Genomic DNA, 22,116 nt, shown 5'->3' on the forward strand with positions numbered 1-22,116 from the left:
CTACCTCAAAGAGGTTAAGCAAGGAAAAGAAATAGCGTGGCTTGCTTATCTAAATCTGGTGCGGGGAGCTTTTTCCAGTCAGCAATGGTATGCGTCTTAATCCATTCTTTATCTGTTGTGATGGCACGGGCTACACAAAGACGTGTGCTAGGTCTTAACTTCTCTAATAGAGTTTGAAACATTGCTGTATTGCGATAAGGGGTTTCAATAAAGAGCTGTGTTTGCTTTAGTTTAGCGGAAATGGTTTCCCAGGTTTGTAACTGTTTTGCACGATCGTCTGCCTGTACTGGTGCATAACCGTGAAATGCAAAACGTTGTCCGTCTAGCCCGCTAGCCATCAATCCCAGTAAGATAGAGGAGGGGCCAACCCAAGGGATGACGGGAATGTCCATCTTGTGTGCTTCATTTACCACCAAGGCACCAGGGTCAGCCACAGCAGGACAGCCGGCTTCAGAAACTAATCCAATATTGCCTGCAGATCCTGGTGATTTTAACCATTGGCGCATTTCGGCAGAAGAGGTTTTGGGTGTTAGGGTGTAAATAGTAATTTCTTGGATGGGTTTTACTGTGCCAATCAGTTTGAGAAAAGCACGTGCTGTCTTGGCATTTTCGGCAATATACACATCTATTTGGCTGGCAATTTGCTGGGCATCAGTAGGTAACCAGCGTGAAACAGGGGAATCGCCTAGGCTCACAGGGATAAGGTGTAATTGCGTCATCATCAATCCTATCTAGAAGAATAAAATGTGGTTGTATTTAGTTGGTTGATACTGGTGTTGAGGCTAAATGGCATTTAACGTTACATTAAGTCCAAACTCACGTAGCATCTTGGCTAGAGTAATTAGGGGTAAACCGATAATTGCTGTAGGGTCATCACTACTCATGCGATCCATTAGACTAATGCCTAGACCCTCTGCTTTAGCGCTGCCAGCTGTGTCAAATGGCTCTTCAATAGTGAGGTAATGATCGATTTCCTCATGGCTTAATTGTCGAAAATAGCAATGTGTGATGATATTGGTATTGAGCAATTTATTGCCATCGGTGACGGCTAATGCCGAGTGAAATTGGACATGTTGACCGCTGAGTTGAGAGAGTTGTTGTTGCGCTTTTACAAAACTTCCAGGTTTGCCAATAGGGGTCTCTCCAAGAGTGGCAACTTGGTCTGAACCAATCACAATCGCTCCTGGAAATAATTGACTTACTGCCTGTGCTTTTTGAATGGATAGGCGGATAGCAAGGTCTACAGGGCTTTCTCCAGGGAGGGGTGTCTCATCAATATTAGGAGAGTGAGTGGCAAAAGGGACTCGAAAACGCTCCAGCATCATTTTTCTATACTTGGAAGATGAAGCTAAAATTAATTGTGTTGATGAATTTTTCACGGCTTTTATTTGACCAAATTTAAATAACAGGTTATTATTTCATGTTTTACGGAATTTGTGAAATTATTTAATCACAGATTTATCAATAGGTAATCAATCATTTTTGGGTGAGTGAGAATGGGTAAGTACATAGACCTAATGGATGTTGTGCGATTATCCCAGACCCTAGAAGGTAAGGAGCCTATAGGGAGTTTTACTCGCCTTATGGAAGATTTACCCGAGCAGACAGTGGCAGGAGAGGTGTTGTGGTCTTTACAAGGTCATCAGAAAACACATGGTCCTGCACTTGTGACATTACATGTGCAAGCAAATCCACAGTTGCAATGTCAGCGTTGTATGGGTTTATTTCATTATCCTGTTGATACCGATGTCGAGCTAGAAGTTGTCACTTCTCTTAAGGCATTAGATGCGGATGTGTCTGAGTCAGGTGAAATTGATAACGATGCTTATGACAAAATTTTGGCTAATAAACCAGTGGATATACTGGAGTTGGTCGAGGATGAACTTATTCTAAGTTTACCTTATATTCCTAAGCATGAAGAGTGCGAGGATTTGGTAGAGCTACCAGAGGATAACTTAGAGAAAAAACCTTCTCCTTTTGCCATACTGGAGAAGCTCAAACATTAACCTTACATCTGTTTCGTAGCGATACAGTATTTTTTTGGAGTCATCATGGCTGTTCAACAAAACAAGAAAACACCGTCTAAACGCGGTATGCATCGTTCACACGATTTTTTAACTAACCCACCAACAGCAATCGAGCCAACAACTGGTGAATTGCACTTACGTCACCATATCAGTCCTAATGGAGTGTATCGTGGTCGTAAAGTGTTAAAAACTAAAAACGACGAATAATGCTTAAATAAGTCTCGGACTTAATTTAATTATTATCCAATCGTGATACGTATTGCTATTGATTGTATGGGGGGAGACTTTGGTCTCCCTGTTACTGTGCCTGCCGCAGTAATGGTGGCTAACAAATGCACCGACGTACATTTTCTCTTGGTGGGTGATGCCCCTCAAGTTGAAAAGGCATTACAACAATCTAGCCCTTCTCGTCCTGACCAATTTACTATCGTGCATGCTGAAGAAGTAATTACGATGGAGGATTCGGTTGAGGTTGCATTGCGTCGCAAACGTAAGTCTTCTATGCATGAGGCTTTACATGCTGTGCAAGATCAGCGTGCAGATGCTTGTGTCTCAGCTGGAAATACTGGGGCGTTGATGGCTGTTGCCCGTTTTATTCTCAAGACACTTGATGGAATTGATCGCCCAGCAATTGCGACAGCGTTGCCCAATCAATTAGGTAGAGGAACTACTGTCCTAGATTTAGGGGCCAATGTGGATTGCACTCCTGAGCACTTATTACAGTTTGCTATTATGGGGTCTGCTTTGGTTCAGGCGGTAGAACAAATTGAGCATCCTAAGGTAGGTTTGCTCAATATCGGTCATGAGTCCATCAAAGGCAATGAGGTTGTTAAAAAAACGAGTGAACTATTACAAGCAACTCCCTTGAATTTTATCGGTAATGTAGAGGGGGATGACATCTTCAAAGGTACTGCTCATGTGGTTGTTTGTGATGGTTTTGTCGGCAACGTCTTGCTAAAATCTGTCGAAGGTTTGGCGAAAATGATGAGTGGTATGCTTAAACAGAGTTTCTTGCGCTCTTTTTATAGCAAGCTAGCCGCTCTTATAGCTAAGCCTGTCATCTCATCCTTCCGTGAAAAAATGGATAATAGGCGTTATAATGGTGCTGCTTTACTAGGCCTTAAAGGCGTTGTCTTTAAGAGTCATGGTTCTGCAGATGTATTAGCGTTTGGCTTTGCAATCGAGCGTGCTTATATGGCAGTGCAAAGTCAGCTTTTACAAAAAACCATTACAGGTATTGAAGCCATTACCCAATCTCATCATGATAAATCCTGTCTATAAGAGGATCAAAGGAGTCTAGCATGCCATTTGCAAAAATTACTGGTTCAGGTAGCGCTCTGCCAACAAACTGCGTTTCAAACGATGTTTTATCCAAACAGTTGGCTCAAAAAGGTATCGAGACTTCCGATGAGTGGATTGTATCTCGTACGGGCATCAAGCAACGCTATATTGCATCAGATGATATAAAGACCAGTGATTTGGCGGTGCAGGCAGCACGCTGTGCAATCGAAGATGCTGGTATTGCAGCCGATAAAATTGATTTAATTATTGTAGCGACCTCAACACCTGACTATATTTTTCCAAGCACTGCATGTATGGTCCAATCCAAGTTAGGGATTGCTGGAGGTGCTGCTTTTGATGTGCAGGCAGTGTGCAGTGGTTTTGTTTATGCGTTAACTACAGCAGATGCTTATATTCGTGCAGGTAATGCACGCTGTGCATTGGTGATTGGGGCAGAGACCTTTTCTCGTATTATTGACTGGAATGACCGTGGTACCTGTGTATTATTTGGTGATGGGGCTGGGGCAATGATTCTACAAGCATCAGATAAGCCAGGTATTTTGGCTTCTCAGCTTAATGCTGATGGTAGCTTACACACGATTTTGCACACTGAGGGAGCTGTTCATCATGGCCAAGTTGTGGGAGATCCTTTCCTGCGCATGGATGGTCAAGCGGTATTCAAAAAGGCAGTGACCTCTCTAGAGGCATCTGCTTTGGCTGTTTGTGAAAAAGCGGGTATAGCACCTACTGATATTGATTGGATGGTGCCACATCAGGCCAATGTTCGTATCATTCATTCATTGGGTCGCAAGTTGGGATTATCAGAAGACAAGGTGGTCATAACAGTGGATAGCCATGCTAATACGTCAGCAGCAAGTGTGCCATTAGCCTTTGATGTAGCTCGTAAAGATGGACGTATCCAAGCAGGTCACAAAGTATTACTCCAAGGCGTCGGTGGTGGCTTTACTTGGGGTTCGGTATTAGTTCAAGTATAAAAGGGGTGGACAATGAAATTAGCATTTGTTTTTCCAGGACAGGGTTCACAAGCTGTTGGTATGTTGGACGCATGGTCAGATGTGACAGTGGTTCAAGATGTGATGAAAAAAGCTAGTGAAGCTTTGGGACAGGATTTATCAGCTTTAATTGCTCAAGGTCCAGCAGAGCAGCTCAACTTGACAACTAACACACAGCCAGTAATGTTGGCGGCAAGCTATGCCATGTATCAAGCCTATTTAGCAGCAGGTGGTGTAGAACCAGTAATGATGGCTGGTCATAGTTTAGGGGAGTATACGGCATTGGCAACTGCTGGCGTCTTAGGGCTTGAGGATGCTGTGCGCTTAGTGCGTATTCGTGCCAATGCAATGCAAGAGGCTGTACCTGTAGGTACAGGTGGTATGGCGGCGATTCTTGGGCTAGATGATGATATAGTACGTAATATTTGTGAACAGGCTGCTCAAGGTCAAGTTGTTGAAGCTGTTAACTTTAATGCTCCTGCTCAGGTGGTGATTGCTGGACACAAGGAAGCAGTTGAGCGTGCATGTGCATTGGCTAAGGAGTCAGGTGCCAAGCGAGCACTACCATTGCCTGTATCTGCGCCGTTCCATTCTTCATTATTAGAGCCTGCTGCTGCAGTACTTGCCAAGGCACTTGCTACTCTACACTTTACGGCACCTAGTGTTGATGTGATTAACAATGTGGATGTAGAAGTTTTACAAGACCCTGAATTAATTAAAGATGCATTAGTGCGTCAGGCATGGCATGCTGTGCGTTGGGTTGAAACTATTCAGAAAATGCAAGCAGAGGGGGTTACCCATATTGTTGAATGTGGACCCGGTAAAGTATTAACAGGTTTAGTTAAGCGTATTGCCCCTGATGTAGTGGCGTTATCCATCAATGATCCTGCTTCATTGACAGGGACGCTAGAGGTACTTAAAGGATAGTTTTTTCCTCCTACTTTGGAATGACTGGGTGTGAGTGTCAATAGAAGTAGTAGGGAATAAATGGTTTATTTTTTGAATGAGATGAAATCATGACAAAAGAATTAACAGGTCAAGTTGCTTTAGTCACTGGTGCTAGTCGCGGTCTAGGTAAAGCAATTGCATTAGAGTTGGCACAGCGTGGTGCTACCGTTGTGGGTACAGCAACTTCAGAGTCAGGTGCTAAATCTGTGACAGAACAATTATCACCCTTTGGTGGCCGAGGTGTTGTGCTTGATGTGACAGATGCTGCTGCTTGTGATGCATTATTAGCAGAGTTGGCGGCAGAGGGCGGTCCTAATATTCTCGTTAATAACGCAGGTATTACACGTGATGGTCTAATCATGCGCATGAAAGATGAGGATTGGGATGCTGTGATGGATACTAATCTCAAGGCTGTTTTCCGTCTTTGCCGTGGTGTGATTAAACCTATGATGAAAGCCCGTGCTGGTCGTATTATCAACATCACCTCTGTGGTTGGTGAGAGTGGTAATCCTGGTCAAGCCAATTATGCAGCGGCTAAAGCTGGTGTAGCTGGTCTTACCCGTGCCTTGGCACGTGAAATTGGTAGCCGTAATATTACCGTGAATTGTGTAGCTCCTGGTTTTATTGATACAGATATGACTAGAGCTTTGGGCGAGGAAGCAACCAATGCTTTATTGAGTCAAATTCCTATGGCTCGCCTTGGTCACGTGTCTGATATTGCACAAGCCGTTGCCTTTCTTGCTGGTCCAGGGGCTGGGTATATCACTGGCAATACCTTACATGTAAATGGTGGAATGTACATGGCGTAAGAGAGAAGAGTAGTTTTGTCATTGCGTAAAAGAGGTGTGTAGCGTCTTATATGGCAGTATACTTTTCAGTATTACAACAGGTGTTTAATTTTTTTGTGTTTGCTGTTTTTTTTAGAAAAAAGGGCAAATTTTTAATAAAATGCAGACTAAGCAGTTTGCAATTGGTTTTGACTGATACGTGGGGTATCGGTTGATTTTTCAAAACGGCCTTGCTTTGCGAAGGCTATAACTTGGGACATATCCCTATTGGAGATTTACATGGATAGCATCGAACAACGCGTCAAGAAAATCGTCGCTAAACAATTAGGTGTTAAAGAATCAGAAATTAGTAATGAGTCGTCTTTTCTTGGTGATTTGGGTGCGGATTCACTCGATATGGTAGAGTTGGTCATGGCTTTTGAAGATGAGTTTGAAGCTAGCATCTCTGACGAGCAAGCAGAAGAAATCACTACAGTTCAAAAAGCTATCGACTTCATCACAGCAAATGCAAAATAATTTGCTAGTGGTATTGGGTGCTATCCTGTGATAGCACCTTGCTACATTTGCTTGGTTGCGCAATGGTAGAGCGTTTGTTGTGTTTTATAAGAGCGTCTTGGAAAGATAATTAAGTGGGAACCACGTTGGTAAATAGATTTTTTCCAAAGCGCTTTTTTTGAAATTATTCTTTATTTCAAACGATATTTGAAATTATACAGGAGTCATCTGTGAAGAGACGCGTTGTTATTACAGGTTTAGGTATTGTATCTCCCGTAGGCAATAGTATCGCTACGGCTTGGGATAATATCGTTAATGGTCGTTCAGGCATCACTAATATTACTCGTTTTGATGCAAGTGCTTTTAACTCTCAAGTAGCAGGTGAGGTGAAGGACTTCAATCCTGAAGACTATATTGGCGCCAAGGAAATCAAGCAAATGGATACTTTTATCCATTATGGTATCGCTGCGGCAATGGATGCTTGGCGTGATTCTGGTTTAGAGGTTACCGAGGAAAATGCTCCTCGTATTGGGGCTATTGTCAGTTCTGGTATTGGTGGTTTAAAACGTATCGAAGAAACCCAAACTGATTTTTTGGCTAAAGGGGCTCGTCGTATCTCTCCTTTCTTTGTACCAGCGTCTTTGATCAACTTAATTTCTGGACACCTTACCATTATGTTAGGTCTCAAAGGGCCTAGCTATGCGGTAGTATCGGCATGTACAACTGGTCTACATTCTATCGGTGATGCAGCACGTCTTATTGAATATGGTGATGCAGATGTGATGCTGGCTGGTGGTGCTGAGGCGACTGTTTGCCCATTGGGTATCGGTGGTTTTGCTGCAATGCGAGCTCTCTCTACACGCAATGATGATCCTGCAACAGCCTCTCGTCCTTGGGATAAGGATCGTGATGGTTTTGTACTTGGGGAGGGTGCTGGTGTACTGGTACTAGAAGAGTACGAGCATGCAGTCAAACGTGGTGCCAAGATTTATGGTGAGTTTGTGGGTTATGGCATGAGTTCTGATGCCCATCACATCACTGCACCAGACCGTGAGGGGCCATGCCGTGGTATTCAGAATGCATTACGCAATGCAGGTATCAATGCCGATCAAATTGATTATGTGAATGCTCATGGTACATCAACCCCATTAGGCGATAAGAATGAAACTGAAGCACTGAAGTTGGCTTTAGGTGACCATGCATATAAGACGGTAGTAAATTCGACTAAATCAATGACTGGTCACTTGTTAGGTGCTGCTGGTGGTATTGAAGCGGTGTTTACAACACTTGCCGTACATCACCAAGTATCTCCCCCAACTATTAATATCTTCAATCAAGATCCAGAGTGTGATTTGGACTATTGTGCTAATGTGGCACGTGAGTTGAAGATTGATTACGCCTTATCCAACTCATTTGGATTTGGTGGTACCAACGGTTCTATGATTGTGAAGAAACTCTAAACGTTTACTTTACATCATACACCGTTCTTTCCATGGGAATATAACGATGTATGCTCCACTACAACAAGCTTGGTGTCAGACCTCTCTAGTGTTGTCTAATCATGTGGAGCTGCATCTGCGAGCCTTAGTACTGTTTTTGTTGTTGTTTGGTTTATTGGGCTGGACATCAGCATGGATGGTAGTAGGGCTTTTTTATACCCACTATTCTCCCCAAACTTTTTGTATTGATATTATGCCAACAGGGCTTGTGTGGCGACATGCTCAACAGCAAGAGATAATGCGACCAGAACAGTTGGATAGAGGCTTTTGTTGGTTATCTTTTAAATTGTCTCATCAACGAGTGACAATCTGGCGTTGGCAAATGTCTTTGGCCAGCTGGCGTAGGCTTTGTGCAATCACTAGTACATGGTAATCAGCCGACCCAGCACAATCGTTGTTTAAGTGATTTTGCTTGTTTATCCCATTGGGTGTATTTTTGAGTAGACTTATTGGGTAATAGCTTGGTGGTGTGTGGAGCTTAGGTGTAGATTTGCTGTATTGTTAGCAATTGAAATAAACCAGAATATTAATGTGGGGCAAATAATTTCCTATTGTTTCAGTTATATTGAAAAAATTTCTCCTGCCTATAGACTATAGGCACGTTAAATTTTTCCCTGATGAGTTGATAATTGTTGTGCTTTGATTAGCTCAAATAGGTATTTTTAAAAGGACTATCACGATGTTATTTCACAAAAAATTACTTCCACTTGCTATTGCCATAGCATTGGGTGTTTCTTCTGTAAGTATGACAGTGCAAGCAGCCCCTACCGATGCAAGCACTACAGCAACAGCTCCAGCAACAAATGCTTCTCGCATGGTAGCACTACCTGATTTTACCCCTATTGTGCAAGCGACAGAAAATAGCGTGGTCAATATTCGTACTGAGGCTCCTGTAGAACAGCGTCCTGATGGGTTTGATAGTTTTGGTTTTGGACCTAATGATCCTGACGAAATTTTTAAATTCTTCTTTGGACCTGATTTTCCAGGTAATGGTTTTCCGCAGTTTGGACCACGTGCTGAAAATCCTAAACGTAAAGCACCTAGAAAAGATGAAAAACAACGTACCGAGCCAACCGGTGTAGGTTCTGGTTTTATCATCTCTTCTGATGGCTACATTATTACAAATAATCATGTGGTTGATGGGGCTACTAAGGTAATCGTTACGCTTAACAATAGTAAAGAGTACGATGCTAAGGTGATAGGCACAGATAAACGCACTGACATTGCTCTACTCAAGATTAATGCCAAAGATTTAAAACCGCTTGAAATTGGTGATTCCGATTCATTGAAGAAAGGGCAGTGGGTGTTGGCTATTGGTTCTCCTTATGGACTTGACTCTACTGTTACCTCTGGTATTGTGAGTGCGATTAACCGTGATACTGGTGATTATCTTCCATTTGTGCAAACTGATGTACCTATTAATCCAGGTAACTCAGGAGGTCCATTGATTGATTTAAGCGGCAAGGTAGTGGGTGTTAATTCTCAAATTTATACCCGCAGTGGCGGTTTCATGGGTATCTCCTTCTCTATCCCTATTAATGAGGCTATGCATGTGGTAGAGCAACTCAAGGCAACAGGTAAGGTTGAACGTGGGCGTATTGGTGTAATGATTAGTGAGGTGAAAAAAGAGGTTGCCGATGCCTTGGGACTCAAAGAGGATAAAGGGGCATTAGTCAGTAACATTGAACCCAAGAGCCCAGCAGAAAAAGCAGGCATAAAATCGGGTGATGTTATCCTTAGTTTTGCCAATCGTCCTGTGAATAAATGGAGTGATTTACCTCGTCTTGTAGGCTTAACTAAACCAGGCACCACAACCGATATTGAGGTATGGCGTCGTGGTAAGTTAGTTAAACTTAAGATTACACTAGATAGTACTAAAGATGACAAGAGCACAGCTTCTAAAGCAGATAGTAGTGATGATGCAACAGCAGACACTTCAACAGTAGACCGTATTGGTTTATCGGTCAAATCTTTAGATGATGAAACAAAGGATAAAATCCGAGTATCTAACGGTGTTGTAATTAACGAAGTTGAGGGTGATGCAGCCGATATGGGAATTCAGAAGGGTGATGTATTGGTAGCAATTAATGATCAAGACATTACTTCAGTTTCTCAATACAAAGAGATTATTAAGAAACTTCCCAAGGATAAGGCAGCTGCTCTTTTAATCCGTCGTGAAAATTTAGCGCAGTGGGTGACAGTAACTCCCTCAAAATAAGTTACAATAGCACCTATTTGTCATAAAATAGTAGTAGGCTGGTAGTTTCTTGTGCGTTGATGATACGTGCAAAGGCTATCAGCCTATCGGTGTCTTATTTGATTTTATTTTTTCGATGCAACATATACGTAACTTTTCTATCATTGCACATATTGACCATGGTAAATCAACCCTGGCAGACCGTTTAATCCAGCGCACAGGAGGCTTAGCTGATCGAGAAATGTCAGCACAGGTACTGGATTCTATGGATATTGAGCGCGAGCGTGGCATTACTATTAAGGCGCAGACGGCGGCCCTTCAATACAAAGCACAAGATGGTAAAACTTATAACCTTAACATTATTGATACCCCTGGGCACGTAGACTTTTCCTATGAGGTCAGCCGTTCCTTGTCAGCCTGCGAGGGTGCTTTATTGGTGGTTGATGCAAGCCAAGGGGTGGAAGCTCAAACAGTGGCTAACTGCTACACAGCGATTGACCTTGGGGTAGAGGTTATCCCAGTGCTTAATAAAATGGATTTGCCTTCTGCTGAACCAGAGCAAGCACGGGCAGAGATTGAGGATGTAATTGGTATTGATGCATCTGATGCTGTGCTTGCTAGTGCAAAGACAGGCATGGGAATTGATGAAATTTTAGAGACTATTGTTAAAAAAGTTCCTCCTCCATCAGGAGATCCTAATAAACCTCTACAAGCCTTGATTATCGACTCTTGGTTTGATAATTATGTGGGGGTGGTGATGTTGGTGCGTATTGTCAATGGTACTCTTAAGCTGAAAGATAAAATCAGCTTTATGGCAACTGGGCATTCGCACTTAGTAGAACAATTAGGTGTGTTTACCCCTAAATCAGCTCCTCGTCAGCAGTTATCCGCAGGTGAGGTGGGGTTTGTTATTACAGGCATCAAGGAGCTTGCTCATGCTAAAGTGGGCGATACCATTACTCATGCTCAAGCCCCAGCAGATGCACCATTGCCAGGCTTTAAAGAGGTTAAACCACAGGTATTTGCTGGTTTATATCCGGTTGAGAGCAGTGAGTATGACCAGCTACGTGATTCACTTGAAAAACTCAAGCTGAATGATGCTGCCTTGATGTTTGAGCCTGAAGTATCTCAAGCATTAGGATTTGGATTCCGTTGTGGTTTCTTGGGTTTATTACATATGGAAATCGTGCAAGAGCGTTTGGAGCGCGAATTCGATATGGACCTTATTACGACTGCCCCATCAGTAGTGTATGAGGTAGAAAAGAACAATGGTGAGATTTTAATGATTGATAGTCCTTCGCGTATGCCAGATGTGGGGACGATTCGTGATATTCGTGAGCCTATTGTTAATGTTACGCTGTTTATGCCACAAGACTACGTGGGTCCTGTGATGACGCTTTGTAATAACAAACGTGGTATTCAGAAGAATATGAGTTATCATGGACGTCAAGTACACCTGACTTACGAGTTGCCACTAGCAGAAATTGTATTAGACTTCTTTGATAAGCTAAAATCAGTATCGCGTGGTTATGCGTCTATGGACTATGAGTTCCTAGAGTATCGTAGTTCTGATGTAGTGAGGGTAGATTTATTGATTAATGGTGACAAGGTAGATGCCCTTTCGATGATTGTTCATCGTTCTGTTGCTCGTCACCGTGGTCGTGAAGTGGTAAGCAAAATGCGTGGTTTAATTCCGCGCCAGATGTATGATGTAGCCGTGCAAGCAGCCATTGGTGCAGAGATTATTGCTCGTGAAAATGTCAAAGCATTGCGTAAGAATGTGTTGGCTAAATGTTATGGTGGGGATATTACACGTAAACGTAAGCTCCTTGAAAAGCAAAAAGCAGGTAAGAAACGCATGAAACAAGTAGGTAGCGTTGAGATTCCTCAAGAGGCATTTTTGGCGATTCTACAAGTGGAAGATAAATAGAGGTCTAAACATGAACTTTGCGGTGATATTTTTTGTATTATTGGTTGTCACTTGGGCGATTAAGTTGCTAGATAAATGGGTGTTGAAACCTCGTCGTATCGCTACTTATGGAGCAGAGCATGCTGAAGAGTATCGATCTAAAATTGTGACTTATGCGATAGAATTTTTCCCTGTGATTTTATTTATTTTTATTCTGCGTTCTTTTGTGGTGGAGCCATTTCGTATTCCTTCGGGATCAATGTTACCTACTCTTGAAAATGGCGATATGATTGCGGTGAATAAGTTTTCTTATGGCATTCGCCTGCCTATCATTAATCAAAAAATTATCCCTTTGGGGAATCCTCAACGTGGAGATGTAGTGGTGTTTCGCTATCCCGTTGATCCTGATACTGACTACATTAAACGTATTGTGGGGGTTCCTGGTGATGTAGTGCGTTTTGAAAATAAGCGGTTATCTATTAATGGTCAAGAATTGCCTCTTAAAGAAATAGGCCCCTATGTTAACCCTAGTCAGCAACCTGGGTCTCCTATGCGTTTTGAAGAAACTATGGGAGATGTAAAACATGATATTTTACTTATGCCTATGTTGGGTCAGATTCGTCCTATTGTAGATTTTCCTCATATGGATAATTGCCAATATTTAAGTGGTGATTCAGGTGTCACGACAGGTGTTGAGTGTAAGGTGCCTGAAGGGTATTACTTTGCTATGGGTGACAACCGTGATAATAGCCAAGATAGTCGCTATTGGGGGTTTGTACCCGACCAGAATATTGTCGGTAAAGCCTTTATGGTATGGATGAATTTTGGTGAACTCGGTCGTATAGGAACGATGATTAAATAATGAATTACCAACAACTTCAAGAACGGTTAGGCTACCGCTTTCAAAACCCTGATTTACTTGTGCGTGCATTGACACATCGCAGTTATAGTACTCGTCACAATGAACGCCTAGAATTTCTAGGCGACTCTATTCTTAACTTCTCCGTGGCCTCTTTGTTGTTTAAGATGCTACGAGAGCAGGATGAGGGGGATTTATCGCGAATCCGTTCTAGTCTTGTGAACCAACAGACTTTAGCAGATTTAGCCCATCAATTAGATATTTCTGATGTGTTATTGCTGGGTGAGGGAGAGTTGAAGAGCGGAGGTTTTCGTCGCCCCTCTATTTTGGCAGATGCCATGGAAGCAATTTTTGGGGCAATTTATCTAGATAGTGGTGTCGTGGAGCAGTCTCAGCGCGTTATTGAGGGCTTGTATGCACCATTATTAGAAGATGTAGATTTTTCTACTTTGGGTAAAGATGCTAAGACGTTATTACAAGAGATGCTACAGGCACGCAAACTGCATTTGCCAATCTATACTGTGTTGGCGACGACGGGAGCTGCACATGATCAGCAATTTGAAGTGGAGTGTAGTGTACCAGCACTGAATTTGTCTGCTACTGCAGTAGGGGCGAGTCGCCGTGCGGCAGAACAAGTGGCAGCGAAGATTGTGATTGAGCAATTAAAACAAGTTTCTCCTCACAAAAAAGGGGCGAAACCCAAACGTGTTGTAACGCAACTGACTTTACCAGTAGCAGTAGAACAAGAAACTCGCTCATAGACTTACTGACTTGGTTGTATTGTGTGATATGACCTGCTTGGGTGAGTTTAGATAGGTAAGTGTAGGGGATGTGATACCTATCAATTTTTAATGTGAGAAAAGATGACGGATATAAAGAATACTGAAGTACAAAATACAAGGGATATGTCTGCAGGATTTAAAACGGGCTTTATCGCCGTAGTGGGACGTCCTAATGTTGGTAAATCGACATTGATGAATGCGTTGGTAGGGGGCAAGGTTTCTATTGTTTCCCGTAAAGCACAGACAACACGTCATCGCATCCATGGGGTATTGACGCAGGATAATCATCAGTACATCTTTGTAGATACCCCTGGTTTTCAGACACGCCATGGCGGAGCGATGAACCGCATGATGAATCGTGTTGTGACACAAACGCTAGCAGACGTGGATGTAGTTGTGCATGTGGTAGAGGCAGGCAAATGGAGTGCAGGTGATGAGAATGTAGTACCGCTTTTGCCTACTGCCAAAAAATGTATTTTAGTGATTAGCAAGGTAGATTTACTCAAAAATAAAAATGATATGTTTGCCTTTACAACTAAGATTCTTTCAAAGTTCCCTTATGATGCGATTGTGCCATTAAGTGCGGTAAAAGGAATACAGCTAGACATTTTATTAAAAGAAATTGCTCATCGTTTACCAGAGGGCGAACCCCTGTTTGATGAGGAAGCCATGACTGATCGTTCTGTACGATTTATCGCAGCAGAGTTGATTCGTGAGAAAATTTTCCGCTTGGTTGGTGATGAATTGCCTTATTCTAGTACCGTTCAGATTGAAAAATGGGACGAAGCCGAAGAGGGGGTGCATATTAATGCTTGTGTGGTAGTAGATAAAGAGGGGCATAAGCCTATCTTATTAGGTGCCAAAGGGGTACATATGAAGCGTATTGCCACAGAAGCACGACAGGACATTAAAGAGATGTTGGGTAAGCCTGTTTTTCTAGAAATTTATATCAAGGTACGCAAGGGGTGGTCTGATAAAGAGGCTGCTTTGCGTGAATTGGGTTATGAGGGTTAAAACCAACACTTTTTTCGATAGTGATTTCTGTTGCCTCATAAAAATTATCTGCTGTTTAAAAAGAGTGATGAACTGAGGAAACGAGATGGCTAAAACAATCAAAGTATCAGAAACCTCGGCTTTTCTACTTCAAGCCAAGGCTTGGAGTGAAACCTCTTCTATTGTGACCCTATTTGCACGTGATTATGGACTGATTGCGGGTATAGCAAAAGGAGCCAAACGACCTTATTCAGTCTTGCGACCGATTCTTTCGCATTTTCAACCCTTATCTATTTCTTGGAGTGGTCAAGCAGAAGTTAAAACAATCACTCATGCTGAGTTTGAGGGGTTCTTAGCCTTGCCTTCGCGGTGTCTAATGTCGGCCTGGTATATGAACGAACTTATCCTGCGTAGTTTAGCCAAAGAGGATGCTCACCCTGTTATTTTTGATGAGTATGCTTTTGCATTAGATAGTCTTTGTTCAGGCATTAATGAACGTAGTGTATTACGTCGTTTTGAATGGCATTTACTGCGAGAAAACGGCTATGGTGTCGATGAGCCTACACCAGATTTTCATGATTTGAGCAAAGAGCCTCAACTAAGGCAGATGTTAAGGATGCGTATAGAAGAACATATCTCACAACGTCAACTTAATACTCGTAAGGTGATGAACTCACTAGTATAAAAAAGGCTTTCTGATGATAACAGAAAGCCATAAAGTGATAGTAAAGCTTTAAGGAATGAAAAAAAGCTACTTATCAAGGAGTACTTGGTATATTTAAACCAACAGTGCTAAAAGGCATATTGGGTGCATAGAAATACATGATTATTTCAGTGTCAAAATCCATTCAGCAAGTGTTTTAGCTTCATCATCTGTCACAGGGTTAGGTGCCATAGGGATGGGACCCCATTGACCAGTACTACCATCTTTAATGCTTTTTACAATGGTAGCCACTGCGTCTGTCTTGCCTGCATATTTGGCAGCCACCTCTCGCAGAGCAGGGCCAAGCACCTTATTGTCCACGCTATGACAGCCGACACAGGCTTTGGAGTTGAAAAGTTCAGGAACTTCTGTAGCACAGGCAGCAGAAGCAGCAAAGACTGCTGCCACAACAAGTGAAGTAGGGATGAGTTTCATAACATTTCCTCTTTCAATAGGTATAAGTAATAGGTAATGGGTTGTTGATAACAATCCCCATCGCTAGATAGGCATTAATGTAGCATGAGGGTATCAGAAGTTGAATTGATAAATCTCAATAAAACTTGACTAAATTACTATCTTTTAAGAAGTGTTGTTTTATCATGCTTATTTGAGGGGGCTAAACGGTCAAACTACTTTATTTATTTGATTTTATGTAGAAATTAGTCTAAAATAGATAGCTTCTTGCTCGACCATTAGTGATGGTGGCGGGCTTTTCATCCATAAGGAGTTAATCTATGCGTCACTACGAAGTAGTGTTTATTGTGCATCCTGATCAAAGCGAACAGGTACCTGCAATGACAGAGCGTTATCAATCTATGGTAACCTCTAATGGTGGTAAAATCCATCGTTCAGAAGACTGGGGTCGTCGTCAACTGGCTTACCCAATCCAAAAACTTGTGAAAGCACACTATGTTTGCCTAAACATCGAGTGCGACCAAGCTACACTAGACGAGTTAGAACATTCTTTCCGCTACAACGATGCAGTTTTGCGTCATTTAGTTATTAAAACTAAATCTGCTCACACTAGCCCATCTATTATGATGAAATCTGTTGAGCGCGAAGAATCTCGTAAAGCAGCCGCTGCTGAAGCAGTTGAAGTGGCTGAAGAGCTAGACGAAGAATAAGTAGGGTTATATTGAACCGCATTTTTTTGCAAGTGCGTGCCCTTGAGATTAAGCCAATGCGCTTTACTCCAGCAGGCATACCGGTTCAAGAGTTGGTACTAGAGCACTGTTCCGAGGTTATTGAGGCAGGGCATACACGTAGAGTAGAGTTTATCATTGCCGCTTGTGCGATTGGACCTTTAGCAGGACAGTTGCAGCACTTACAGATAGGTGATGAGTTGGATGTAGAGGGTTTTTTAACCCCAGCACGCAAAAACTCCAGTAAGTTAGTGCTTCATATTCAGGCAGCAACTCCGCGTTAGTACCGCAATCCTTTAGAAGTAGCAATACTTTGATTAACAAGATACGGGGTTATCCCCATTAAGTTAAAAGGCAAATATCATGGCTTTCATGAAGAAAAACAAGGAAAAACGCAGCAAATTTACGCAGCAAAATCCATTGTTCAAACGTCGCAAATTCTGCCGTTTTACAGCAGCAGGCGTTGAAGAAATCGATTACAAAGATATTGACACATTACGTGACTTTATCACTGAGACTGGTAAAATCATTCCAGCTCGTTTAACAGGCACTAAAGCTAACTACCAACGTCAATTAGACACAGCGATCAAACGTGCTCGCTTCTTAGCTTTACTTCCATACACCGATAACCACAAATAAGGATTACTGTCATGCAAGTTATTCTATTAGAAAAGATCGGTAAATTAGGTGACTTGGGTGAAATCGTTAAAGTAAAAGACGGTTTTGCTCGTAACTACTTGATTCCTCAAAAGAAAGCTCGTCGTGCAACCGAACAAGCTATCGCTGAGTTTGAAACTCGTCGTGCTGAACTTGAAAAAGCTCAAGCTGAACGTTTAGCTGCTGCTCAAGCAGTTGGTGCTAAATTAAATGGTTTCCGTCTTGTTATGTCTCAAAAAGCAGGCGTTGATGGTCGTTTATTTGGTTCAGTAACTTCTATGGACATCGCTGCTGCTTTAGTTGCTGCAGGTTTTGAAACAGTAACTAAACAACAAGTTCGTCTTACTGACGGTGCATTAAAAGCTGTGGGTGAATTCCCAGTGTCTTTGCACTTACATGCTGACGTAGATGCCGATATCACTGTAGTTGTTCAAGGTGAAATGGCTTAATCAGCTACCTCATTTACTGATATACTAATGCCTTTAAGGCGTTAGATGTAAATATACAAAGCAGCCTTTACATCAAAGTTGAGGCTGCTTTTTACTTTTTATGTCATTTTCTATATGTAACTCCCTTTAGGTTTGCCTGTAGACTTTATAGATTGAGTCATATCCGTAGGAGGAATAGGGGAGTGGGTGTAGTTAAGTAATCGTAGTATTTCCAAAGAGTAATGACGAAGATGAATACAAAGTCTGATTTTTCGGCTGATGTGCCTGGTGCCGAGTCCGATGAGGATGTTTTTGGTGCAAGTGCAATGCCTGCCGCCGATGTACAGGTTGGAGTGGATCCTGTGGTAGAAGCGGGGTATACCAGTGGGCATGCTCAAGATACTGCTACTTATGAGACTCCTGTAGATTCTGTGGGTGCATTAGGGGACTTGCGGTTACCTCCTCAATCAATAGAGGCAGAGCAATCAGTACTAGGTGCTTTGTTAATTGAGAATCGTGCTTTTGATCAGATTTCAACTATTCTTTCCGAAGAAGATTTCTATCGTCATGACCATCGCCTTATTTGGCATCATATCCACCAGCTAATTAGTCTAGATCGTGAAGCTGATGTGATTACGGTGGCTGAATCTTTGCGTCTAGTGAACAAGGAAGAAGAGGTTGGTGGTTTAGCTTATCTTAATGCTCTAGCAACCAATACGGCATCTGCAGCTAATATCGTGCGGTATGCTGAGATTGTCCGTGAGCGTTCTATGCTGCGTCAGTTAGTGTCAGTGGCGGATGAGTTGACCAATATGGCATATCAGCCCAATGGTCGCCAGGCACGTCAGTTATTAGACGAGGCAGAATCTAAAATTTTTAAAATCTCCCAAGAGAATGGGGGGGTGACACAAGACTTTCATGCTATGCCTGATGTGATGATTCAGGTGATTGAGGAGTTAGAACAACTTGCTTCGCGAGAGGATGATTCCGATGTCACAGGTATTAGCACAGGGTTTATGGAATTGGATTCACGTACGGCAGGTATGCACAGCGGTCAGCTCATTATTGTGGCAGGGCGTCCAGCCATGGGTAAAACCTCTTTTGCGATGAATATTGTTGAGCATGTGGCTATTCATGAGAAATTACCTGTCGCTGTGTTTAGTATGGAGATGGATGCGGTGCAATTAGGGCATCGCTTGCTAGGTTCTGTAGGCAAGGTAAACCAACAACGTATGCGTACAGGCAAGTTATTAGACGAAGATTGGCCACGGATTACCCATGCAACCTCATTATTGCAAAACGCCAAAATTTTTATTGATGAGACACCAGCATTAACGCCTATTGACTTACGTGCTAGAGCTCGTCGCCTAAAGAGCCGAGAGGGGGAGTTGGGACTTATCGTAGTGGATTACCTGCAGTTGATGTCAGGTAATGGTCGTAATGATAATCGTACGGCGGAAATTTCCGAGATTAGTCGTTCCCTTAAGCAATTAGCGCGTGATTTGAAATGCCCAATCATTGCTTTATCACAACTGAATCGTGGTTTAGAGCAACGCACAAATAAGCGTCCTATTATGTCAGATTTACGCGAATCTGGTGCGATTGAGCAGGATGCGGACGTGATTTTATTTATCTATCGTGATGAGGTTTATAATCCTGATTCTCCAGATAAAGGGACGGCAGAGATTATTATTGGTAAACAACGTGCAGGTCCGATTGGCACAGTACGCTTAACCTTTATGGGCGAGTTTACTAAGTTTGCAAATTATACAGGTGCTGGGGCTGCTTTTGTAGGGGAGTAATCCCTAGCTGATAAATGATAAATTGGCATTTTGCCACCAAACCGATGGCATAAAAAAACACCCAAGAGTAGAGCCTCTTGGGTGTGAGAGAGATTAATAACGAGCGTCTTTAGGTTTCTTGCCATTTGGCCAGTCATTGACTTTGCCTGGAAAGTCTGGACGTGGTTGGTGAGTAAAGTATTCAGCAATATCTACCGCATCTTGGTCAGATAAACCACCTTGTCCCCATAGACCATCGTGTTTTACCCCCATAGGCATCCCTGTTTTAAGGAAAGCAGCTGCCTTGTAGGTACGTGCCATACCAGCACCAATGTTAAACGAGTGATCACCCCAAAGAGGAGGGAAAGCGATAGTGCCGGTGCTATCACGTTTGCCCTCGCCATTGATGCCATGACATACAGCACAGTTTTTCTCATAGAGTGCTTGTCCACGTACAGGGTCTGCCACTAATTTAGTATCAATAGGATAGGCATTTTTAATGGCAACTTTTTGGCCTTTAGGCACACCTTGACCCAACCATTTCATATAGGCAATCATTGCTTTCATTTCTTTGCCTTCTGGATCAATAGGTTTGCCGTTCATAGAACGTTGGAAGCAGCCATTAATACGTTGTACCAAGTTGACCTCACGACCTGCACGAGGGTTCATCATAGGGTAGGAATTGTAAGTGTTAATATAAGGAGCTGCTTCAGCCACCTTACCGCCAGAGATATGGCAACTATTACAGTTAATATCATCCCCTACATTGTCAGGCAAAAGACGTTTGGTTTCAGTCAATAGGCGAGCCCCATAGCGAATTTCTTCTGCATTGGGTTCTTTATCAATTTCCGTATCTTGCGGTACTGTATAAACACCAACCTTGACCTTTTTGCCGTCTTTCATCTCAATAATAGGGTGTTGGACGGGTTTGGCTTCGGTAAGTTTCGTGTCATCATTACAAGCAGTAAGACCTGCACCAACACCAAAACAGCTGAGAATCAATAATGAAGTGCGAATGCGTTTATTCATGGTCATCTCCTGTCAATGGTTTGCCGTCAGTGCCTAGATTAGGTGCTTTGCCATTAACAAAATGGCGGATATGAGCAACTTCTTGTGGGGTCACGGCAGGTGCTTGGTTATTCCAACTATTACGTATAAAGGTGAGTACCTCTGCGATATCCATATCGCTAAGTTGTTTGAAGCCTGGCATCACAAATGCATGGCTATCATGTGAGGTGTGTGCCATCTTGCCACCTTCTAGGGTGATTTGAATAGTGGATGATGGGTTATTAGCAGTAACTGCACTATTTTTGTTGAGTGCAGGGAAAATACGAGGCATACCGTTGCCGTCAGAGCGGTGGCAGACCATACAGTATTCGCTGTACAGTATGGCACCACGGCTAGTGTATTTACCTGCAAGTAAATCGGCAGTCGTGGTATCTTCCTTGGCTGCTAGCTTCTCGTTTTTATCTGGAGAAGGAGAGAGTGACTTAAGATAAGAAGACATGGCATTGATATCTTCAGGTGTCATGTATTGGGTGCTATGCTCTACCACATCTGCCATTGCACCAAATGCTGCGGTAATATCAGTACGCCCACTACTGAAGAACTCGTTAAGCTCTTCCACAGTCCACTTACCTAAACCGCGATCTTCACCACGAAGACTCTTGGCACGCCAGCCATCAATGACGGCACCGCTGAGATAGAGTTTACCGTCATCAGAAAGTGCTTTTTCTTGATAGGCAATGCCACGTGGTGTATGACAGGCGCCACAGTGTCCTGGACCCTCAACGAGGTATTTACCGCGATTGAGTAATTGATCGCCACTCTTGTCTGCCTCAAATGAGCGAGAGGGAGCAAATAACATTTGCCAGTAGGCTAAAGGCCAACGCCAGTTTGCTACAGGGGGGAGTGTCGAGTCAGCATTGGCTTGTTTGACAGGTTCAACACCATGCATAAAATAAGCGTACAACGCTTTCATATCCTCTTCAGGCATGATAGTGTATGAGGGATACGGCATGGCAGGATAAAGCGGTGTGCCATCTGCACGAACGCCATGTTGTACGGCATTTTTAAAATCAGCAAAGCTATAATTACCAATACCTGTTTCTTTATCAGGTGTAATATTGGTGCTGTAGATTGCTCCTAATGGAGTCTGCATAGATAAGCCCCCGGCCATTGCTTTACCGCCGGGAGCGGTATGACAGGCGTAGCAGTCAGCAGTGCGGGCGACATACTCGCCTTGTTTAATCAAGTCAGCTTGATTTGTGCTATCTAGGGTGATGGTGCTATTACTTGAGTCTACTCGGCTGTTCGTAACGACCTTTGCTCCTCCGTAAGCCAGCCCAAAAAGGACTACCACGGCTATAGCGGTTTTTGTGAACGTCTTCATAAATAACCTCTCTTTGGGAATGGTTTTCTATTACTTATAGTAACATACTTATTACTTTTAGATATGAAAATCCCAATTATTTACTCGGACTTGATACTTCTGTAAAATTTTTAAAGGCTTTTGCAAGCTTGTTTTTTATAGGTACTGATATTGTCATACTTTGGACTCCTTGCTGTCCAAATTTTCCGTACCAGTACAAAAAGGTAGAAAATAAAAAAGCCC

General features: G+C 42.7%; 25 protein-coding genes. 20 read left to right on the forward strand and 5 right to left on the reverse strand.

Translation table 11 applies throughout. From position 1 onward, the window contains the following. Nucleotides 1-14: 14 nt before the first annotated feature. Together HKX40_RS06420 and HKX40_RS06425 are read right to left on the reverse strand one after the other, a co-directional pair. Nucleotides 15-722: an SAM-dependent methyltransferase gene (locus tag HKX40_RS06420; RefSeq protein WP_171588749.1), complete on the reverse strand. Its 708-nt coding sequence runs from the start codon at nucleotides 720-722 to the stop codon at nucleotides 15-17. A gap of 60 nt (nucleotides 723-782) precedes the next feature. Beyond that, nucleotides 783-1,379, reverse strand: coding sequence for a Maf family nucleotide pyrophosphatase (locus HKX40_RS06425; protein ID WP_171588750.1), 597 nt, complete (start codon nucleotides 1,377-1,379; stop codon nucleotides 783-785). A gap of 117 nt (nucleotides 1,380-1,496) precedes the next feature. Here HKX40_RS06425 and HKX40_RS06430 point away from each other — a divergent pair, with 117 nt between their 5' ends. From HKX40_RS06430 to recO, 15 genes are all read left to right on the forward strand, one after another. Further along, nucleotides 1,497-2,006, forward strand: coding sequence for a YceD family protein (locus tag HKX40_RS06430; RefSeq protein ID WP_171588751.1), 510 nt, complete (start codon nucleotides 1,497-1,499; stop codon nucleotides 2,004-2,006). Nucleotides 2,007-2,051: 45 nt separating this feature from the next. Beyond that, nucleotides 2,052-2,234 (forward strand): 50S ribosomal protein L32, encoded by a 183-nt coding sequence (rpmF, locus tag HKX40_RS06435; RefSeq protein WP_023949147.1) that lies wholly within the window; start codon nucleotides 2,052-2,054, stop codon nucleotides 2,232-2,234. Nucleotides 2,235-2,276: 42 nt separating this feature from the next. Then, nucleotides 2,277-3,308, forward strand: a complete 1,032-nt coding sequence (gene plsX / locus HKX40_RS06440) for a phosphate acyltransferase PlsX (RefSeq protein ID WP_171588752.1) — start codon at nucleotides 2,277-2,279, stop codon at nucleotides 3,306-3,308. Nucleotides 3,309-3,328: 20 nt separating this feature from the next. Then, nucleotides 3,329-4,303: a beta-ketoacyl-ACP synthase III gene (locus tag HKX40_RS06445; RefSeq protein WP_171588753.1), complete on the forward strand. Its 975-nt coding sequence runs from the start codon at nucleotides 3,329-3,331 to the stop codon at nucleotides 4,301-4,303. 12 nt (nucleotides 4,304-4,315) lie between these two features. Next, on the forward strand, nucleotides 4,316-5,248 hold the full coding sequence (gene fabD / locus HKX40_RS06450; RefSeq protein ID WP_171588754.1) for an ACP S-malonyltransferase: 933 nt from the start codon (nucleotides 4,316-4,318) through the stop codon (nucleotides 5,246-5,248). A gap of 89 nt (nucleotides 5,249-5,337) precedes the next feature. Then, on the forward strand, nucleotides 5,338-6,078 hold the full coding sequence (gene fabG / locus HKX40_RS06455; protein ID WP_171588755.1) for a 3-oxoacyl-ACP reductase FabG: 741 nt from the start codon (nucleotides 5,338-5,340) through the stop codon (nucleotides 6,076-6,078). Between the two features lie 258 nt (nucleotides 6,079-6,336). Further along, the gene (gene acpP, locus HKX40_RS06460; protein WP_171588756.1) at nucleotides 6,337-6,573 is read left to right on the forward strand and encodes an acyl carrier protein; all 237 of its coding nucleotides are present in this window, start codon (nucleotides 6,337-6,339) and stop codon (nucleotides 6,571-6,573) included. Nucleotides 6,574-6,782: 209 nt separating this feature from the next. Further along, entirely contained in the window at nucleotides 6,783-8,012 is a 1,230-nt protein-coding gene (gene fabF, locus HKX40_RS06465; protein WP_171588757.1) for a beta-ketoacyl-ACP synthase II, read from the forward strand. A gap of 46 nt (nucleotides 8,013-8,058) precedes the next feature. Then, nucleotides 8,059-8,424: a hypothetical protein gene (locus HKX40_RS06470; protein ID WP_171588758.1), complete on the forward strand. Its 366-nt coding sequence runs from the start codon at nucleotides 8,059-8,061 to the stop codon at nucleotides 8,422-8,424. A 306-nt stretch (nucleotides 8,425-8,730) separates the two neighbouring features. After that, nucleotides 8,731-10,269 carry a Do family serine endopeptidase gene (locus tag HKX40_RS06475; protein WP_171588759.1) on the forward strand — a complete coding sequence of 513 codons (1,539 nt, stop codon included), beginning with the start codon at nucleotides 8,731-8,733 and terminating at the stop codon, nucleotides 10,267-10,269. 115 nt (nucleotides 10,270-10,384) lie between these two features. Continuing rightward, complete coding sequence (lepA, locus tag HKX40_RS06480; RefSeq protein WP_171588760.1) at nucleotides 10,385-12,178, forward strand: translation elongation factor 4; 1,794 nt, start codon at nucleotides 10,385-10,387, stop codon at nucleotides 12,176-12,178. Nucleotides 12,179-12,188: 10 nt separating this feature from the next. Beyond that, nucleotides 12,189-13,019, forward strand: coding sequence for a signal peptidase I (gene lepB / locus HKX40_RS06485; protein ID WP_171588761.1), 831 nt, complete (start codon nucleotides 12,189-12,191; stop codon nucleotides 13,017-13,019). Then, nucleotides 13,019-13,777 (forward strand): ribonuclease III, encoded by a 759-nt coding sequence (rnc, locus tag HKX40_RS06490; protein WP_171588762.1) that lies wholly within the window; start codon nucleotides 13,019-13,021, stop codon nucleotides 13,775-13,777. The genes lepB and rnc overlap by 1 nt, the downstream gene beginning before the upstream one ends. 144 nt (nucleotides 13,778-13,921) lie before the next feature. Next, on the forward strand, nucleotides 13,922-14,812 hold the full coding sequence (gene era / locus HKX40_RS06495; RefSeq protein ID WP_171588859.1) for a GTPase Era: 891 nt from the start codon (nucleotides 13,922-13,924) through the stop codon (nucleotides 14,810-14,812). An 85-nt stretch (nucleotides 14,813-14,897) separates the two neighbouring features. Further along, nucleotides 14,898-15,476 carry a DNA repair protein RecO gene (gene recO, locus HKX40_RS06500; RefSeq protein ID WP_171588763.1) on the forward strand — a complete coding sequence of 193 codons (579 nt, stop codon included), beginning with the start codon at nucleotides 14,898-14,900 and terminating at the stop codon, nucleotides 15,474-15,476. Nucleotides 15,477-15,617: 141 nt separating this feature from the next. Here recO and HKX40_RS06505 read toward each other — a convergent pair whose 3' ends face one another. Further along, nucleotides 15,618-15,929, reverse strand: a complete 312-nt coding sequence (locus HKX40_RS06505) for a c-type cytochrome (protein ID WP_171588764.1) — start codon at nucleotides 15,927-15,929, stop codon at nucleotides 15,618-15,620. A 299-nt stretch (nucleotides 15,930-16,228) separates the two neighbouring features. On the opposite strand from HKX40_RS06505, the gene rpsF reads away from it, so the two are divergent. From rpsF to dnaB, 5 genes are all read left to right on the forward strand, one after another. Next, a complete protein-coding gene (gene rpsF / locus HKX40_RS06510; protein WP_171588765.1) occupies nucleotides 16,229-16,618 on the forward strand; it encodes a 30S ribosomal protein S6 in 390 nt (129 codons plus the stop codon). A gap of 11 nt (nucleotides 16,619-16,629) precedes the next feature. Continuing rightward, nucleotides 16,630-16,920, forward strand: a complete 291-nt coding sequence (priB, locus tag HKX40_RS06515; RefSeq protein ID WP_171588766.1) for a primosomal replication protein N — start codon at nucleotides 16,630-16,632, stop codon at nucleotides 16,918-16,920. Between the two features lie 79 nt (nucleotides 16,921-16,999). Further along, nucleotides 17,000-17,275 carry a 30S ribosomal protein S18 gene (gene rpsR / locus HKX40_RS06520; protein ID WP_171588767.1) on the forward strand — a complete coding sequence of 92 codons (276 nt, stop codon included), beginning with the start codon at nucleotides 17,000-17,002 and terminating at the stop codon, nucleotides 17,273-17,275. Nucleotides 17,276-17,286: 11 nt separating this feature from the next. After that, nucleotides 17,287-17,742, forward strand: a complete 456-nt coding sequence (gene rplI, locus HKX40_RS06525; RefSeq protein ID WP_171588768.1) for a 50S ribosomal protein L9 — start codon at nucleotides 17,287-17,289, stop codon at nucleotides 17,740-17,742. Between the two features lie 230 nt (nucleotides 17,743-17,972). Beyond that, nucleotides 17,973-19,523, forward strand: coding sequence for a replicative DNA helicase (gene dnaB / locus HKX40_RS06530; RefSeq protein WP_246233615.1), 1,551 nt, complete (start codon nucleotides 17,973-17,975; stop codon nucleotides 19,521-19,523). A gap of 93 nt (nucleotides 19,524-19,616) precedes the next feature. On the opposite strand, the gene HKX40_RS06535 is transcribed toward dnaB, so the two are convergent. Together HKX40_RS06535 and HKX40_RS06540 are read right to left on the reverse strand one after the other, a co-directional pair. Continuing rightward, entirely contained in the window at nucleotides 19,617-20,531 is a 915-nt protein-coding gene (locus HKX40_RS06535; RefSeq protein ID WP_171588769.1) for a c-type cytochrome, read from the reverse strand. After that, entirely contained in the window at nucleotides 20,524-21,894 is a 1,371-nt protein-coding gene (locus HKX40_RS06540) for a cytochrome c (RefSeq protein WP_171588770.1), read from the reverse strand. The genes HKX40_RS06535 and HKX40_RS06540 overlap by 8 nt, the downstream gene beginning before the upstream one ends. Nucleotides 21,895-22,116: the final 222 nt, after the last annotated feature.

The sequence above is a fragment of the Pelistega europaea genome, assembly GCF_013133775.1.
Taxonomy (GTDB): domain Bacteria; phylum Pseudomonadota; class Gammaproteobacteria; order Burkholderiales; family Burkholderiaceae_B; genus Taylorella; species Taylorella europaea.